The 16,655-nt window shown below is 38.2% G+C and carries 15 protein-coding genes; 5 read left to right on the top strand and 10 right to left on the bottom strand.

The features are described 5' to 3' along the window. Position 1: 1 nt before the first annotated feature. Genes AC0L6O_RS06560 through flxA form a run of 10 tightly spaced genes read right to left on the bottom strand, consistent with a single transcriptional unit; the run spans position 2 to position 7,572 of the window. Positions 2-262: a phosphopantetheine-binding protein gene (locus AC0L6O_RS06560; RefSeq protein WP_473307224.1), complete on the bottom strand. Its 261-nt coding sequence runs from the start codon at positions 260-262 to the stop codon at positions 2-4. Positions 263-286: 24 nt separating this feature from the next. Continuing rightward, positions 287-862, bottom strand: coding sequence for a 3-oxoacyl-ACP synthase (locus tag AC0L6O_RS06555; protein WP_473307222.1), 576 nt, complete (start codon positions 860-862; stop codon positions 287-289). Beyond that, complete coding sequence (locus tag AC0L6O_RS06550; protein ID WP_473307220.1) at positions 855-1,982, bottom strand: beta-ketoacyl-[acyl-carrier-protein] synthase family protein; 1,128 nt, start codon at positions 1,980-1,982, stop codon at positions 855-857. The genes AC0L6O_RS06555 and AC0L6O_RS06550 overlap by 8 nt, the downstream gene beginning before the upstream one ends. Continuing rightward, positions 1,979-2,398 carry an acyl-CoA thioesterase gene (locus AC0L6O_RS06545; RefSeq protein WP_473307218.1) on the bottom strand — a complete coding sequence of 140 codons (420 nt, stop codon included), beginning with the start codon at positions 2,396-2,398 and terminating at the stop codon, positions 1,979-1,981. Before AC0L6O_RS06545 ends, AC0L6O_RS06550 begins: the two co-directional genes overlap by 4 nt. Next, a complete protein-coding gene (locus AC0L6O_RS06540; RefSeq protein ID WP_473307217.1) occupies positions 2,395-2,859 on the bottom strand; it encodes a hotdog family protein in 465 nt (154 codons plus the stop codon). The genes AC0L6O_RS06545 and AC0L6O_RS06540 overlap by 4 nt, the downstream gene beginning before the upstream one ends. Then, a complete protein-coding gene (locus tag AC0L6O_RS06535) occupies positions 2,844-3,734 on the bottom strand; it encodes an LpxL/LpxP family acyltransferase (protein ID WP_473307216.1) in 891 nt (296 codons plus the stop codon). Before AC0L6O_RS06535 ends, AC0L6O_RS06540 begins: the two co-directional genes overlap by 16 nt. Before the next feature lie 6 nt (positions 3,735-3,740). Further along, positions 3,741-3,998 (bottom strand): acyl carrier protein, encoded by a 258-nt coding sequence (locus AC0L6O_RS06530; protein WP_473307214.1) that lies wholly within the window; start codon positions 3,996-3,998, stop codon positions 3,741-3,743. Positions 3,999-4,003: 5 nt separating this feature from the next. Then, a complete protein-coding gene (locus AC0L6O_RS06525; RefSeq protein ID WP_473307213.1) occupies positions 4,004-5,230 on the bottom strand; it encodes a beta-ketoacyl-[acyl-carrier-protein] synthase family protein in 1,227 nt (408 codons plus the stop codon). Positions 5,231-5,290: 60 nt separating this feature from the next. Next, complete coding sequence (gene flxB / locus AC0L6O_RS06520) at positions 5,291-6,034, bottom strand: flexirubin biosynthesis SDR family reductase FlxB (RefSeq protein ID WP_111372368.1); 744 nt, start codon at positions 6,032-6,034, stop codon at positions 5,291-5,293. Continuing rightward, positions 6,031-7,572, bottom strand: coding sequence for a flexirubin biosynthesis tyrosine ammonia-lyase FlxA (gene flxA / locus AC0L6O_RS06515; RefSeq protein WP_473307211.1), 1,542 nt, complete (start codon positions 7,570-7,572; stop codon positions 6,031-6,033). The genes flxB and flxA overlap by 4 nt, the downstream gene beginning before the upstream one ends. A gap of 279 nt (positions 7,573-7,851) precedes the next feature. Between flxA and AC0L6O_RS06510 the strand changes: the two genes are divergently transcribed. The 5 genes from AC0L6O_RS06510 to AC0L6O_RS06490 all read left to right on the top strand — a co-directional run bounded on the left by AC0L6O_RS06510 (position 7,852) and on the right by AC0L6O_RS06490 (position 16,628). Continuing rightward, the gene (locus tag AC0L6O_RS06510) at positions 7,852-8,448 is read left to right on the top strand and encodes a hypothetical protein (protein WP_473307209.1); all 597 of its coding nucleotides are present in this window, start codon (positions 7,852-7,854) and stop codon (positions 8,446-8,448) included. Between the two features lie 181 nt (positions 8,449-8,629). Then, on the top strand, positions 8,630-9,772 hold the full coding sequence (locus AC0L6O_RS06505; RefSeq protein WP_473307207.1) for a 1-acyl-sn-glycerol-3-phosphate acyltransferase: 1,143 nt from the start codon (positions 8,630-8,632) through the stop codon (positions 9,770-9,772). Next, positions 9,759-10,832 carry a methyltransferase gene (locus tag AC0L6O_RS06500; RefSeq protein ID WP_473307206.1) on the top strand — a complete coding sequence of 358 codons (1,074 nt, stop codon included), beginning with the start codon at positions 9,759-9,761 and terminating at the stop codon, positions 10,830-10,832. Before AC0L6O_RS06505 ends, AC0L6O_RS06500 begins: the two co-directional genes overlap by 14 nt. Before the next feature lie 48 nt (positions 10,833-10,880). Continuing rightward, positions 10,881-13,295 carry a DUF5686 and carboxypeptidase-like regulatory domain-containing protein gene (locus AC0L6O_RS06495; protein WP_473307205.1) on the top strand — a complete coding sequence of 805 codons (2,415 nt, stop codon included), beginning with the start codon at positions 10,881-10,883 and terminating at the stop codon, positions 13,293-13,295. A gap of 420 nt (positions 13,296-13,715) precedes the next feature. Then, positions 13,716-16,628: a M16 family metallopeptidase gene (locus AC0L6O_RS06490; RefSeq protein ID WP_473307204.1), complete on the top strand. Its 2,913-nt coding sequence runs from the start codon at positions 13,716-13,718 to the stop codon at positions 16,626-16,628. Positions 16,629-16,655 lie beyond the last annotated feature (27 nt).

The following is a 16,655-nucleotide window of genomic DNA, read 5'->3' as shown; positions in this document are numbered from 1 at the left end:
GCTATGAATTTACCGCGTTTTCTTCAATGTATTTCGCCATCACATTGATAGACTCAAAAATGGCTCTTCCATCTTCTGGGTTTACCACCTTGATACCATAATTTCTTTCTAATAAAACTATCAACTCCAATGCGTCAATAGAATCAAGTCCTAAGCCATCACCAAAAAGAGGTGCATCATCTTGAATATCCGCTGGACTTAGGTCTTCTAGGTTTAAGGCTTCAATAATCTGAAGTTTCAGATTTACTTTTAAATCGCTCATATCTTACGTTTTATACTATCTTTTCTAAGAGGCCTTTTCTATGGTATAAAGAATAGCCTTATAATTATTTTCATAAATCTCAACCCAACCCGCTATAACACACTCTGCTTCGGAATTATCTAAAAGCCCATGGGCATAAGACTCCAAAAAGGTGGCGTCATAATCCTCAAAAATAAAGAAACTTTGCTCTCCTGTAAATTTAAATTTGATGGCAATTTCGCCCAAAACAATGTTGGCGAGGGTATAAACAAAAACCGCAGGACTCGGAAAATAGGCGTCCTTGTCACTTATAGACTCTTGGTGCTTCGTATCTGTTGACAGCGAAGAAGAACTGTTTGAAAGAATCAAGGCTACATCTTCTGGCTTATAGTTTTGGTCTATTGCTTTGCTACGCATCAAATACTCCGCAGCTAAAACACCCAATTTGCAAAGCTCATCCATCTTATAAAATTTAGGATAAGCCAAATCTAAGTCCTTGTAAATCTCTTTTAGAAAAACACTATTTTCTGGGGTGTCGTCAAATTGAAAAACTAACTCATTATTGACACGCACCTTTCCTTCTGCTATAATTACTTCCGCCGTTTTGATGTAATTACCCATTTTTTCTAAAAAGAATAGAGCCGTTAGAACCCCCAAAACCTGCACCTAATTTGATACATGTTTTTAGATCTCTTGATTCTGTTTTGCTAATGATATTTATTGGCTGAGAAACACCGTTTTCTTTATGCCTCAAAGTACCCACCAAAGTGTTTTCTTGCATAGAATGAAGCGTTATAACAGATTCTAAAACACCCGCAGCACCTAATGTATGTCCAAAGTAGCTTTTCAAACTATTCATAGGAACCGAAGAAAGTCCAGCCCTCGAAACTGCAAAAGATTCCATTTCATCATTATATGGCGTGGCGGTACCATGCCCAGAAACATAATCAATTTCTGAAACGGACACTCCTGACGATTTTAATGTTTTCTGAATACTCAACAATAGGCCTTCACCTGTTCTGGATGGGCCTGAAATATGGTTAGCGTCATTGGTAGAGCTTCCGCCCAATATCGCTAAATCGCCTTCTCCTTTTTTGAGAATTATGGTAGCACAGGCTTCCCCCAAGTTTATACCATCTCGGTTTTTATCATAAGGTTTGCAAATACCAGGGCTTAAAGCTTTAAAAGACTGAAAACCAGAAACTATAAAAGGTGAAAGTATATCAACCCCGACTACGACCACTTGCTCATATTGACCTGCTTTAATAAGACGCTTCGCCAAATTAAGAGCTAAAATACCTGAAACACAGGCGTTTGAAATAATGTACGTTTGATTCGGATTCTTGAAATATGATGCAAGCATTGCTCCAGTATTCCAGAGATATTTCTTTTCAGGAGCAAAACCTTTAGTGTTTTCCGTATCAAGGATATCTACATTTCCTTTGGTAGTAGAAAGTACAATCGCCGTCTGTTTACTGGTAATATCAATGCTGGTATCTTGACTTAAAGCTTCCTCAACAGAGAGGATTAATAGCTGCTCTAAAAAAGTATAATGCTCCGAATCTGTAATTTTCTCGGCTACAGCTGCTCTATCTATCTTCGCTCCGAAAAAAGGCTCTACATAAGGCTTTTCATCTACTAGCCTTACGCCAGATTTCCCTTGACAAATAGCATCAAAATTTGCTTTGCTAGTAAAACCTAAAGGTGAAATGATATTTTTAGCTGCTACAAAAACGCTCAAACCAAGCCGTGTTTAGTTTTCCATTCTTCAAAAAACGGAGGATTGGTAATATGTAACTGCCCTGCCTTCGTCATAAAAACCTGCGTAGAACTTCCGGTGGCCACTATTTCATCTGTATCCACTTTGAATATCTTAAAATCAAAAACGATTTTTGCCGCAGGCGTAGGTTTAAAAGTAGTTTCTATGCGAATACTTTCGCCATAACTTACCGTTTTCTTATAGTCTACGTTTAGTTTGACTATTGGCGTAGCAAAACCCTTTTCGTAAACATCCATATAACCTAAGCCATGCTCTGAGCCAAAGGCCTCTCTGCCATCTTCAAAAAACTTAACATAGTTGCCATGCCATACTATACCAAGAGAATCGACTTCGCTAAACCTTACCTTTACTTCTGTATTATTGACTAAGGTTTTCATTCCTCTTTTAAAAATATTTTCATCTCGCAAGACGCGACACATTTCTCTTTTGAAAACACTTTGCCTTCAATAATGCTAACACCAAAAACCACATTAACAACCTCCACAGTCGTTTGGAGCACCTCTCCTACTTCTGGTAATGCATCAATGCTTAGTTTTTTTATACCACCTATAAAACCAATGGGTGGCTTTACATCTTCACCATTTTTATTCTTTTCAGAAACTATATAACCCACTCTTAAAGCCGCTGTTTGGGCAATATTCTCAATCAAACCTGGCTCGGTAAAAAAGCCGTTTTCTACAAAAATGTTATTGGATGCTATCTTAAAACCTGAAACCGTTTTAGTATCATCATTATACCACAGCGTGTCCACCATTTCAATAGGCGGTTTCTGCGGAATAAGTTTTGACACCTGTTCTCCTTTTAGGATAGGATTTGAATTTATTAGTTCTGTTTCCAAAATGGGTAATAGTTAAACCACTGCGTGGGGTATTTTTTGACCATTTTCTCTAATTCTATGATGTAAGCTCCTAAAAGCTCATGAAGCACTGGACCGGGCTTCCTTTCTCTTTTTACCTCAATAGGTTTCGAGGCATAAAAATGATAATGTTTATTAGTCTCTTTCATGGAAAAGGCAAAAGTCACAGGAACACCAAATTTAGCAGCTAAGTAAAATGGCCCTTCAGGAAAATCGGCTTCCTGACTCATAAAAGTAGCATTTAACACTGGAGCACCTTCTCTAAACCTGTCGCCGTGCAGCACTAAAAGCTCATTATTTTTAAAGGCATTATTAAGAGCAATGATATGCCCCATATCACCATCTTTTATCGGAATAATATTGACATTTTTATTCTTCTGAACGCCGTCAAGATAGTTTTTGATATTCTCATGCTCATTTTCATACATCAGAATATTGAACTTGGTATCCAGCCTATTTAAAAGTTGCCCTGCAATTTCCCAGTTTCCTACATGAGCACTTATTAAAATGCCTCCTTTACCACCTGCTACAATTGCATCCAAGTTATCAACCCCGTCGTGGTCAATGCTAAAATTAGTTTTTACACCAGAAAGTAAAGCTACTTTATCAAGCAAGGTTTGACCAAAAACATAATAGTTTTGGTACATGCTAGAAAGTGTTTTAAGCTTCCCAAAGCTCAGAATCTTATGGAAATAAAAGAAGCTACTCCTATTTGATTTCCAAGCAAACAAGAAGTAGTAAAGAGCTACAAAACGAAGGATAAAATAAGCAAAACCAAGACCTACATTATTCAGTACGAATACAAAAATCTTAATCCCGAAAAGGTTAGCATTGGTTTTACCTTTCCACTGACTCATCTTTTATTAAGCTGCTTCTTTTTCAGCCACTTTAGACTGTGCGTAGGCGTAAAAATCTTGGAACGTAACAATGTTCATAAAGTCTTCTGGCACTACTTTAAAACCAAACGCATCTTCAATGACCACCACAAGGTCAACGTAATCTAAACTGTCTAAATCTAAGGTCTCTTTCAAATTTGCATCAGGCTGAATTTTCTCTTCTTCTACCTCAAATTCCTCCACTAAAAAACCATTAATCTTAACAATTATCTCCTTTTCGGTCATTTTTTCTATTGGTCTATTTTCTTAATTATCAAGGAGGAATTAGTTCCTCCGAAGCCAAAACTGTTGGACAAAAACAAATCTATGTTTCTTTCTGTGGTTTTGGTAACAATATTTAGTTTTTCTGATGCTTCATCAGGGTTTTCAAAGTTGATATTTGGAGCTATGAAGTTGTTTTGCATCATCAAAATAGAATAAACTATTTCGCTGGCTCCTGCCATCCAGCACTCATGCCCAGTCATAGATTTGGTAGAACTAACGGGTGTTTTATAGTCGCCAAAAACTGCCGCAATAGCTTCCGCCTCCGCATAGTCACCACCTGTGGTAGACGTAGCATGTGCATTTATGTAATCTATTTTTTCTGCAGAGATGCCGGCATCCTTTAATGCCATTTCTAAAGAACGAACTTGGCCGTCTACATTAGAATTAGAAATGTGCTGACCGTTTGAAGAGAAGCCATAGCCTACTACCTCCGCCAAAATAGGAGCACCACGTTTTACCGCACTGTCATAATCTTCCAAAATCAAGGTGGCCGCTCCTCCACTGGGCACTAAGCCGTCACGGTCTTTATCAAAAGGTCTTGAAGCTTTGGTAGGGTCATCTTCTCTTATGGAAAACGCACTCAAGCCATCAAAACTACCAAAAGCAAAAAGATTGACCTCTTGAGCACCTCCACAAACTATATGTTTCTGCAGCCCCCATTTAATCATTAAATAAGCAAGCCCTATTGAATGTGAACCACTGGCACAGGCTGCACTTATGGTAAAATTGATTCCTTTAAGTTTGAATATGGTAGACAGGTTCATGGTCACGGTACAGTTCATCGACTGAAAAATTGACCCAGAACCTACTAGCGTAGTATCTTTTTTCTCTCTTATAATATCAACTGCTTCTGTTACCGCTTTGGCGGAGCTATCATTTCCGTACAGAATCCCGACCTCGTTTTGGTCTAAGAAATCCATATCCATTTTAGCGTTTTCTAGAGCTTCTACGGTAGCCATGTACGCATACTCGGCTTCTTCCGAAAGGCCTTTTCTGGCTCTTCTGTCTAACAGCCCTTTGAGTTCAGGCTTTTTCACCACGCCTGTAAGACCAGACCTAAAACCCCATTCTTTTCGTTCTTGGTCTAATCCTATGCCTGATTTTCCCGCAAATAGCGATTCTTTAACCTCCTCAATATTGGTTCCTAGGCAAGACCAAGCTCCTATTCCCGTGATGACTACTCTGTTATTCATGACTGTTTGAAGATGAAATACTTATGCAAATTTATCAATAAAAACGGTTCTCTATCAAAATCAGCTATACAAACCACCATTTATCGACAATACCTGACCCGTTATATACGATGCTTTTGGAGATGCTAAAAAGCAAACAGCGTCTGCTACTTCTTCTGCTGTTCCAAATCTATTTAGCGGAATGAGCTTTTTGAAATCCTTTTCGTCAATATCTTCGGTCATGTCTGTTTTGATAAAACCAGGAGCTACCGAATTTACGGTAATTCCTCGTCTTCCCACTTCCTGAGAAAGGGCTTTGGCGGCAGCTATCATTCCTCCTTTGGCAGCTGAATAGTTGGTTTGGCCAGGCATTCCTTTTATTCCAGAAAGAGAAACCACGTTTACTATTCTACCATATCTATTCAGGTGCATGCCTTTTAAGACCAATCTGGTTACATTATAAAAGCCACCCATGCCTATATTAATGACAGAATCCCACTCTTCGCGGCTCATAAACATCATTAATTGGTCTTTTCTAATTCCAGCATTATTAATTAAAACTTCAATGCGTTTGTCCTTATTTTCTTCAATCCACTTCTCTAAAACTTGATTAACATCTTCTTGATTAGCCACATCAAATTTCATCAATTCTCCATCACTTCCTTTTTCTCTAACCAAGGCTAAGGTTTCTTTGGCAGCTTCTTCGTTTGATTGAAAATTTATTAAAACGTAATAGCCCATTTCAGCCAGCTGTACACTTACCGCTCTTCCTATTCCCCGAGAGGCTCCTGTTACCAAGGCATATTTTTGTTTCACTTCCGTCATATAATAGCTGGATTATTTACCTGAACAAATGATATAATTTTATTTAGTTTCTGATGCAAAGTACTGTCTTCAATGAATTTAGGCACCAAAGTCCTTACTTCGTCAAATACCTTTTTCGAATTTTCAGAAAGTTTATCTTCAATTTCTAAAGCGTCAATGGCTTGAGCAATGGAAAGCAACTCAATAGAAAGCACCTGCAGTGTATTATTTATAACCTTATTACATATCAAAGCCGAATTAGTCCCCATGCTAACCACATCTTGATTGTCGTTATTGCAAGATATGCTGTGCACGTACATCGGATTAGATAGTGTTTGATTTTCTGCTGTAGTTGAGGTAGCCGTAAATTGTGCTGCCTGCATCCCCAAGTTAAGTCCAAGCTTTCCTAGATTGACAAAAGGGGGTAAAATACCATTAAGGTTCTTATTAAACAGGAAGTTAAGCTGCCTTTCAGACAAAACACTGAGCTTGGTCAAAGCTATTTTCAGCTTGTCCATTTCTAGCGAAACATAGTCGCCGTGGAAATTACCTCCATGCCAGATATTTTGATTTTCTTTATCTACTATCGGGTTGTCATTGACCGAATTAGCTTCATTTTCAATGACCGTTTTGGCATACGAAAAAGTATCTAAAATAGGTCCTAAAATTTGAGGAATACATCTGATAGAATAGTATTCCTGCACCTTATCTTTTAGTACCTCTTGTTTTGTTATTTCTTTATTGAAAAGGTGTTCTTCTCTTTTTCTTATAAGCTTACTGCTGTCAAGGCTCTTTTGCATGGCAGCAGCTACGGCCTGCTGTCCTATATGTGGTTTTACGGCATTCAGTTCTGTAGAATAATGGTCGCTGTAAGACTCCACCATTTCTATTATTTGTAAGGAAGAAACCAAACTCCAATTAATAGCCCTTTGGGCCAAAATCAGATTAAGCATACCTATTCCCGTCATTACAGAGGTGCCGTTTATCAAAGCAAGCCCTTCTCTAAGATGAACAGAGATTGGTTTCAAACCGAGTTCATTATAAACCTCAGCCGTTGGTCTGAAAGTACCTTTATACTTTACTTCACCCTCTCCTATTAAGTTTAGGGCTAAATGAGCCAATTGCACTAAATCGCCACTGGCACCTACCCCACCATGTTCAAATATTTGAGGGTAAACCTCATTATTAATAAGGTCTTTAAGAAGAATAACCACTTCTGGATGTACACCAGAATAACCTTGAATTAAAGAGTTAAGGCGACATATCATGGCCGACTTCACCTTTAAATCATCCAATGGCTCACCCATTCCTGCACAGTGACTCCTTATAAGATTGTACTGAAGGTCTAAAAGGTTTTCTTCGTCCACCTTATATTGTGCCATTGGCCCAAAACCTGTATTTATACCATAAATGAGCTTATCTTTTGAAAACCCTTTTAAAAACTCATGGCTTTCATTGACTTTCAGGATTGCTTTTTCATCCAATTCAATTTTTTCATTCTCGAATAATATGGATTCAAAATCCTTTAAAGTCAGCTTTCTAAAACCTATTTTAATCATATATTATTTTGGGCATTTGGCATGGCTTCGCCCGGTCAGTCACATTATTTTTTTTTGACTTACGCGTAAAATGCGAATCTAAATAAAAACTAAAGTATCACATTAGGAAATCGGCATTTTATAAACCTTAAGCATTTCCAAAAAGAAGATAATCAGACAGGAAACAGCCCTTTAAACCCTTATAATATGACCATTAACCGTAAAATAGATAACTCCGCCCCGTCTACCTCTTTTCAAGAGTAATTTGTACTTTTGACTCAAACGAACCAAACTTATCAAATGAAAAAAATCGCACTGTTTTTGTTATTAACAAGCTTTGTAGGCTTTACTGCTCTAGCCCAAACTCCAGCAAAAAAGGGTAAATACAACTTCCTCAAAGGAGAGAAAACACTGAACTTGGAATTTGAATATGACAACATGAATGTTGGCAAAAAACTAACTGAGGAGGAGTATGTAGCTAAAAAAGTGGCAGAATATAATGAAGACGAGGCTGGAAGGGGTGAAAAATGGAAGGCAAGCTGGTTTGACTCAAGAGAAGAACGTTATGAGCCTAAATTTGTGGAGTTAATTAATAAATATCTATTAAAGGTTAATCTAGAGGCCGATAAAGGTCTGGATGCCAAATATACGCTCATTGTAAAATCTGTTTTTACAGAGCCTGGTTTTAATGTTGGCGTAGCAAAAAAGCCAGCTTATGTAGATTATGAAATGACATTTGTGGAAACAGCGACCCAAAAAGTGGTTGCCTCTTATTCCCTTTTAAAGATACCTGGCTCTCAAATGATGGGCTTTGATTTTGATGCTGGAAGCAGAATAGCGGAGTCTTATGCTAAAAGCGGAAAAATGATGGGTGCTTATATTTCAAAAGCTCTTTAGTAGAAATACTAACAAATTTAGTCTAAAGTATGATTTCCAATGGCTTCTAAAACAAGCTTTTGGAGATCATACTTTTTTATTTAAATAAGGCTAGCATGCTGTTTATTCAAGAAGACTGTCGTTTTTTTGTAAAAACGAAGAGATTAGATCTAATTTGAAACAAAATATTTTCCAATAATACATGGATTTCGACTTAAAAGAAATGAGCCCTTATACCGATAAGGATGTTTCTGAAGTATTGCCAAAAATACTGAGCGATCCTTTGTTTGCCCTTATTTCAAACTACCTATGGCCAGAAACTAGTCTGGAAGCACAACAAGCCAAAGGGCAGAAGATAAAAACTGTGCTTGATTTTCAAAAAGAGTTTATGCACTCGGCTATCAGAACTATTACTAATCGTTCTTCTGATGGTTTGACGTATAGCGGCATTGAAAACCTAAAGCCTGATGAGTCTTATTTATTCATAGCTAATCACCGCGATATCCTTTTAGACTCCGCTATTCTTCAAACTATTTTGGTTGAAAATGGTTTTGACACCACAGAAATAACCTTTGGAAACAACCTTATGAAGGAAGGTTTCATTACTGAGTTAGGAAAGTTAAATAGGATGTTTACGGTAGAAAGAGAAGGTACAGCCAGAGAGCTTTATCAAATATCTCAAAAACTATCTGCCTACATCAGAAACGCCTTGCAAAAAAAGAAAGCCTCTGTTTGGATTGCACAGCGTGCTGGAAGAACTAAAGACGGCGATGACTTAACTCAAACGGGACTTTTGAAAATGTTAAACATCAGCGGAAGTGGCACATTTGAAGAAAAAATGGCTCAGCTTAATATAGTGCCACTTAGCATTTCTTATGAGTACGAACCCTGTGTTGACCTAAAAGTACAAGAAACGTATCTATCCTCTTTACATGCCAAATATATCAAAGCTCCAGATGAAGACCTACACAGTATAGCCTCTGGTGTGATAGAGAATAAAGGTAGAATTCACCTAGCATTTGGTAACAAAATCTCTTCTAGAGAACTCGCTTTTGAAACCACAAAAGAGAACGAAAAAATTAAAATACTGGCCAACAAAATAGACCGCCAAATATATACTAACTATCAACTTTGGCCTGTTCATTACATAGCGTATGACACCTTATTAGACCAAAACACGTATAGTAATAAATACTCCGTTGCTCAAAAGAAGGATTTCTTGAGCTATGCCGAAGAAAAATTAGACAAACTTGAAGGGGAGAAGAGCTCTTTGAGAAATATTTTTTACGCTCTGTATGCTAACCCTCTTATAAACCAATTAAAAATAAAGAATGGACTTTTTTAAGGAAGACAAACTAAGTGCCTTAGAATCTATAGAATACGCCCAGTGGATAGCTTTTGCTCCCATGGTTTTTCAAGCTAGTAGACTTCTCCGAGATAAGGGTATTTTGGAAGTGATTCAAAAAAACAAAAAAGCAGGACTTAGCCTGGAAGACATCTGCGAGAAACTCTCTTTAAAGGTTTATCCAGTTAGAGTGCTATTAGAATCAGGCTTAGGAATAGGTTTAGTGACCAGAAATGAAGGAAAATATAACCTTACCAAAACAGGTCATTTTATGCTAAACGACGGACTGACAAAGGCCAATATGGATTTCACACATGACGTGTGCTACCAAGCTCTTTTTCACCTCGATGAATCTTTAGAAACTGGAAAACCTGAAGGTTTAAAAGTACTGGGAGACTGGCCAACCGTGTATGAAGGTCTTTCAGAATTACCTGAAAAAGTGGCAAATAGTTGGTTTGCTTTTGACCATTTCTACTCTGACAATGCTTTTTCAAAAGTATTACCATTGGTATTTAAAGAGAAACCGAAAAAGTTAATGGACATTGGTGGAAACACTGGAAAGTGGGCCATAAGCTGTGGAAACTATGACAGTGATGTAAATGTAACCATTGTGGACTTGCCTGGGCAAGTGACCATGGCAAAGAAAAACATAGCCGCCAATGGCCTTTCTGACAGAATATCTTTTCATCAAACTAACTTATTAAATCCTGCTAACGCTTTGCCAGAAGGGCATGATGCTATCTGGATGAGTCAGTTTTTAGACTGTTTCTCTGATGAAGAAATAGTTTCAATCTTAACCAGATGCCATGAGGCAATAACAGATGACGGTTTTGTGTTTATCATGGAACCTTTCTGGGACAAACAGAAATTTAAAGCAAGTGCATTTTCACTGCAACAGACCTCCCTTTACTTTACTGCCGTCGCCAACGGAAACAGCCAAATGTATGATTCGGTAGTGTTTCTTGACTTTATAAAAGCAGCAGGTTTAGAAGTGGTGGAGCAGATTGACAATATTGGTGTTTGTCAAACTTTATTAAAGTGTAAAAAACAGAAAGCTTAATGGACTTAGGTCTAATATAAGTGCTGCTGAATAAGGTATCTTTGCAAAATGAGGCATTTTTTAGTCCTACTTCTTTTACTTTCAAACATGGCCCTTGGTCAGTCGCTATATCTTAGCGGGAAAGTAATGGAAGTAGGTTCTCAGAAACCTCTTCAGTATGTGAATGTAACCATTCCAGGCACAACCATAGGTACCGCTACAGACAGTTTAGGTCGTTTCTCTATTGACATAGATGGCTTTCAAAATAAAAAGCTACGTTTTTCCATCATAGGACATCAGACTCGGAATTTAAACATAGCTGACTTACTTAGTCCTGTCAATGTTTATATGCTGCTCAGTAGCACTGCACTTAATGAATTTATAGTGCGACCAGATGAAAACCCTGCATGGGCATTGCTCCGAAAAGTACATAAGAATGCGGACGCCAATAATCCTCTAAAATACAGGACTTTCAAAGCCGACTTTTATGCAAAAACTAAAATGCATATTACGGACATAGAAAGAAATCCGGAAAAGCCTAAAAAAGACAGCACAAAAAAAGGCTACATGAACCTACTGATGTTAGAAAACATTGGAGGATTTTATGCCAAAAATGGGCAGCAAAAAGAGGTGGTAAAGCATACCATTTCTAATTTACCTAAGATGTTTCCCGTAAACCTAGTTTTTATCAATTCGCTCAACCCTTTAGGCTTTTATGAACCTTATTACCGTTTCAGGCCTACGTTTAGCTCTTCATCTGGTAACAAACCAGTTTTTGAAAGAAACTACGTTAATCCTATTAAACCCGGTGTTTTCAATCAATATGATTTTCAATTGACCGATACCCTTATCACAGGTCAAGACAGCACTTTCTTAGTGAAATTTCAACCAAACCAAGGCAAGGCTTTAGATGCCTTAAAAGGTTATTTAAAGATAAATTCTGACGGTTACGCCCTAAGTTACATAGAAGCTCAGCCTGCCGATACTATACAGGCTCTTCAGTTTAAAATCACCCAAGCTTATAGCAAAGCAGGCGACAAATGGTATCCGACTACTAGGAAAATAGATTTGGACTACCCTTATGAAGACAAGGGAAGAACCGCCATGCTTCGTATGGACTTCTCTACTTACTTCTCTAATATTTCTGACAACATCCCAAATGGTGAAGTATACTTTGACGGAACAACAAGGCAAATTGGTAATACTGCTCACGAAATAAGCAAGAAAGAATTTGACGAAATTAGACCAAAGGAGCTCAACGAAAAAGAGAAAACAACCTATGCTAAATGGAGCTTTGACAATAAACCAAAGCTAAAAAAGACGGTAGAGATTATGGAGTGGCCGTATAAACTCATAGCTCCTACTGGCCCCGTGATGCTGATGTTTGACCAGTTTGGTATAAACTATCATGAAAAACTAAGGCTTGGTCTAGGTATTCAAAACAATCTCACTAAAAACCCAAGGATTGGCTTAAGAGCCAGTGCTGGCTACGGTTTCGGTGATAAATCTTGGAAATACAGAACCTCCGCTTCTTTTCATATCACAAAAGACAGGTATAATAAAGTCACGGTTTACAAAAGGAAAGACATCAGCCCTCCGGGCCAGCAGACCTATCTTGGTCATAATTATCTAAGTCCATCTGCTAGGTATATCTATTTTAACCGCGATGGCTATTTGGTAGACCAATTTGTAAAAACAGGCGTAGCCGTTTACACCAGACCTGTACGCTGGACATGGATTAGATTTTATGCTGAAAACGACGATAAAAAAGCTCTGAATTATCAAATTGACGAGAATACAAGTACCGAAACCAATTACAGAACATACGGTTTTATGCTCCGCTTTGCTCCAAGAGAAAGCTATGTAAGACAAGGTATTTTTGAAACTTTAGGTAACAGAAACTATCCTGTAATAAACATCAATGCTCAAAAATCCTTTGACCGGAACGGCAACTCTTCTTTCATAAAAGCCGACTTTGGTATCACGCAGCAGTTTCGCTGGAAAAAAATTGGAACAGATATTCTTACCCTTTCGGCTGGCTATGCTACGGGTCAAATCCCATACTCCTACCTTTTTAATAATCAGGGAGTGGAAAGAAAGTTGTTTGGAGGAAACACCAATAGTTTTGAAGCTGGTGACTTAACACAATACGCTTACGATCAATCTATCACACTAAACTGGATTCATAGTTTTGGTAAGAATATTTTCCGTTTAAAAACCAAATGGTCGCAGCCTGAAATAGCCATAGGCCACAGATTTGCCTGGAGCAGATTAACCACCGAAACTAGCTCTTCTGAAATTGACCTTAAAGACTTCTCCAATGGAAATTTTGAGGCAAACCTCTACCTCTACAACCTAGTTCGTTTAAAAGTATTCGGCGTTTATTTCGGCTTGGGAGCTAAAACAGCTTATAACTACTCACAAGACTTTATAGGCACTAGAAGGTTTGTGGTAAGGCCTACTTTTAGTTTAGCTTTATTTTAAGAGGAATTTGACACAAAGCACGAATCTCTGGATAGGTAAAATATGGAATAATTTCTAAGATATATTTGTCACAATTTTGGCTTTGAATGGCCAAAAATCCGCCAAATGAAGAGTTAATCTAAACCTGTTTTCTATTCATATTATAGCCCGCTGGGGTATGAAAGAATACTTTTCATATCAAACTCACCTAAATTTAGGTTTACTTCTATTGATAGTACTCGGCAAGCTTTATCTAGAAAATCGCCCGTTTAACATTTTTTAGACCTATTTAAAGCTTTGATTTCCTAAATTTATCACCTTTCGAGCTTCAGAAGCTTTAGACTCTTATTAAAAAGGCATCTAGAAAAACTTGAAAAACCTTAAACGACATCGAGACTGATGATTATCTTTAGACTATTAAAAACAATTAACCTTTATTAAATGAAAAAAGAACCGACACAATTTAAAAAAATGAGTGTCTTGTTTACCGCTTTACTCCTCAGTGGTTTGAGCGTGGTACAGGCACAAAGCAAACAAGAACTAAAAATATCTAAGCTTCAAGCTAAGATTGACAAGATTCAGGCTACCATGCCTGCTGCTCCTGAAGAAATTAAGGTAGAAATGCCTAAGGCTAAGAAGGTAGTGATTCCAGCACCTGTCAAAGGAGCATCTGTAGAAGGTATTACAGAATACACTTTAGGCAATGGCATGAAGGTTTTACTTTTTCCAGACCAAACCCAGCAAACCGTTACCGTAAATATTACTTATATGGTGGGTAGCCGTCATGAAGGATATGGCGAAACTGGTATGGCTCACCTTTTAGAGCACATGGTTTTTAAGGGCTCTCCAAGACACACGGATATTCCAAAAGAACTATCAGACCATGGTGCTAGGCCAAACGGAACCACGTCTGTAGATAGAACGAATTACTACGAGACATTTAACGCCACTGAAGAGAATTTAAAGTGGGCCTTGGATTTAGAATCTGACAGAATGGTGAATTCTTTCATCAAAAAAGAAGATTTAGAGTCGGAATATTCGGTAGTGAGAAACGAGTTTGAAATGGGTGAAAACAACCCAAACAGTGTACTTTCTCAAAGAATAGTTTCTGCGGGTTTTGTATGGCATAACTATGGTAACTCGACCATTGGTTCGCGTGAAGATTTGGAGCGAGTGCCGATTGACAAACTTCAAGATTTTTACAAAAAGTATTATCAGCCAGACAATGCTATTTTGATAGTAGCCGGAAAAATCGACCCAGAAGCTACTTTGAAAATGGTCAATGAGTATTTTGGAGGCATCCCAAGACCTACCAGAGTACTGAGCGACACCTATACCAAAGAACCTGCTCAGGATACAGAGCGTAACATTACACTAAGACGTGCAGGTGATGTACAGTTTTTAGGTGCTATGTACCATGTACCTCCAGGAACACATGAAGATTATGCTGCAATTGATGTTATTTCTGACGCACTGGCTTCTGCTCCGTCAGGTCCTTTATATAAAGCGATGGTAGACACCAAATTAGCCTCCCAAATTTTTGGCTATGCAAGGTCACTTAAAGAGCCAGGTTACAGTTATTTTGGTGCGGTAGTACCTAAAGATAATGACATTGCGGAAGCTAGAGAAGCATTCTTATCGGCTATTGACAAAGCGGTAGAAACAGGCTTCACACAAGAAGATGTGGACAGAGCTAAATCTCAAACCGCAAGGTACTTGGGTCAAGTAACTAGAGATTCGGAAGCTTTTTCTAAAATGTTGACAGAGTTTATTGCCAAAGGCGACTGGAGAACTTTCTTCCTTTTTAGAGATGCGGTAGAAAATGTAACGCTAGAAGATGTAAACAGAATAGCTAAGAAGTATTTTAAAAGCTCTAACAGAACGGTGGGTCAGTTTATTCCGACTACAGCACCAGATAGAGTAAATGTGCCTGAAGCTCCAAATGTGGCTGCTTTAGTAAAAGACTATAAAGGAAAAGAAGTAGAAGAAATTACAGAGGTTTTTGAGGCTACACCTGATAATATTGACAGCAGAAACACCACCGGAAAATTAAGCAACGGCATGGAATACGCATTGCTTTCAAAAGGAACTAGAGGTAATGTAGTGTCTGCCAGTATGACCATAAGAGTGGGTACTAAAGAAAGCTTAACCGGCATAGGTATGACAGATAACCTTACGGCATCTATGCTGATGCGAGGCTCTAAAAGCTTAAATCGCCAAGCTATCAAAGACAAACTAGGCGAAATGGAAAGTTCGGTAAGTATTGGCGGTGGAGCAAATACCATTTCAGTAGGTATTAATACCACCAAGGCTCATTTATCTGAAGTACTGGCTATAGTAGAAGATGTGCTTAAAAACCCAGCTTTTGACGAAACTGAATTTAGTAATCTTAAAACAGAGATGAAAACGGGTTTAGAGTCGCAGCAAAATGAACCGATGCCATTGGCACAGTTGGTTTTCAGAAAAACTATGAATCCTTATCCTAAAGGGGATGTACGCTACGTACCGTCAATTCCTGAGCAATTAGAAATGCTGGATGATGTAACTATAGATGGCATGAAGGATTTGCACAGCAAACTATACGGTATGTCTAACGCTACAGTTTCTATTGTTGGAGATTTTGACCAAGAACAAACTTTGAAAGAATTAGAAACACGTTTTGGTACTTGGAATAACGCAACGCCTTTTGTACGAATTGCGAACGACTATATTCCCAACCCATCTGGTGGCACTAAAATAGAAACACCAGACAAAGCGAACTCGCTTATGCTAGCTGGTATCAATCTTAAAATGAATGATGCCTCGCCAGACTACCCTGCCCTTTACATAGGAAACTACCTTTTAGGTGGTGGGTTCTTAAACAGTAGACTGGCCATGAGACTGCGTCAAAAAGATGGAATATCTTATGGTGTAGGTTCTCAGTTTTCAGCTTCACCTTTAGATGAGACGGGCTCTTTTATGACATACGCCATATTAGCCCCAGAAAACTCTGAAAAAGCAGAAGCTGCCATCAGAGAAGAAATAAACAAAGTAAGAAACGAGGGTTTCACCGCAGAAGAACTGGAAAAAGCGAAAGAAGGACTGTTACAAAGTCGTCAGTTATCAAGGTCTAAAGACGGAGAGCTGGCAGGTAAACTAAACGGCTACCTATACCTAGACAGAACCATGAATTATGATGCAGGTTTTGAAGCTAAATTAAATGCTCTTACGCTAGACCAAGTAAATAATGCTTTCAGAAAGCATATAGACCCATCAAAGCTTACGCTAGTTAAAGCAGGTGATTTTGAGAAGAAATTTGCAGAAAAATCAGCCGAAGAGTCTGCACCAGCAGGTAAGGTTTCTGGAGCGGAGTAAGGTTTAATATTTTATAGATTTTAAGAG

The organism is Arcticibacterium sp. GJ41-1 (assembly GCF_055808875.1).
This window is presented reverse-complemented; position numbering and strand designations above follow the sequence as displayed.

What these genes read in the sequence shown, in the direction of transcription:
- AC0L6O_RS06545 (WP_473307218.1), bottom strand. Translation starts at nt 2,398, where the DNA reads ATGAAAACCTTAGTCAATAATACAGAAGTAAAGGTAAGGTTTAGCGAA.
- flxA (WP_473307211.1), bottom strand. Translation starts at nt 7,572, where the DNA reads ATGATTAAAATAGGTTTTAGAAAGCTGACTTTAAAGGATTTTGAATCC.
- AC0L6O_RS06495 (WP_473307205.1), top strand. Translation starts at nt 10,881, where the DNA reads ATGAGGCATTTTTTAGTCCTACTTCTTTTACTTTCAAACATGGCCCTT.
- AC0L6O_RS06560 (WP_473307224.1), bottom strand. Translation starts at nt 262, where the DNA reads ATGAGCGATTTAAAAGTAAATCTGAAACTTCAGATTATTGAAGCCTTA.
- AC0L6O_RS06525 (WP_473307213.1), bottom strand. Translation starts at nt 5,230, where the DNA reads ATGAATAACAGAGTAGTCATCACGGGAATAGGAGCTTGGTCTTGCCTA.
- AC0L6O_RS06490 (WP_473307204.1), top strand. Translation starts at nt 13,716, where the DNA reads ATGAAAAAAGAACCGACACAATTTAAAAAAATGAGTGTCTTGTTTACC.
- AC0L6O_RS06530 (WP_473307214.1), bottom strand. Translation starts at nt 3,998, where the DNA reads ATGACCGAAAAGGAGATAATTGTTAAGATTAATGGTTTTTTAGTGGAG.
- AC0L6O_RS06500 (WP_473307206.1), top strand. Translation starts at nt 9,759, where the DNA reads ATGGACTTTTTTAAGGAAGACAAACTAAGTGCCTTAGAATCTATAGAA.
- AC0L6O_RS06535 (WP_473307216.1), bottom strand. Translation starts at nt 3,734, where the DNA reads ATGAGTCAGTGGAAAGGTAAAACCAATGCTAACCTTTTCGGGATTAAG.
- flxB (WP_111372368.1), bottom strand. Translation starts at nt 6,034, where the DNA reads ATGACGGAAGTGAAACAAAAATATGCCTTGGTAACAGGAGCCTCTCGG.
- AC0L6O_RS06510 (WP_473307209.1), top strand. Translation starts at nt 7,852, where the DNA reads ATGAAAAAAATCGCACTGTTTTTGTTATTAACAAGCTTTGTAGGCTTT.
- AC0L6O_RS06555 (WP_473307222.1), bottom strand. Translation starts at nt 862, where the DNA reads ATGGGTAATTACATCAAAACGGCGGAAGTAATTATAGCAGAAGGAAAG.
- AC0L6O_RS06505 (WP_473307207.1), top strand. Translation starts at nt 8,630, where the DNA reads ATGGATTTCGACTTAAAAGAAATGAGCCCTTATACCGATAAGGATGTT.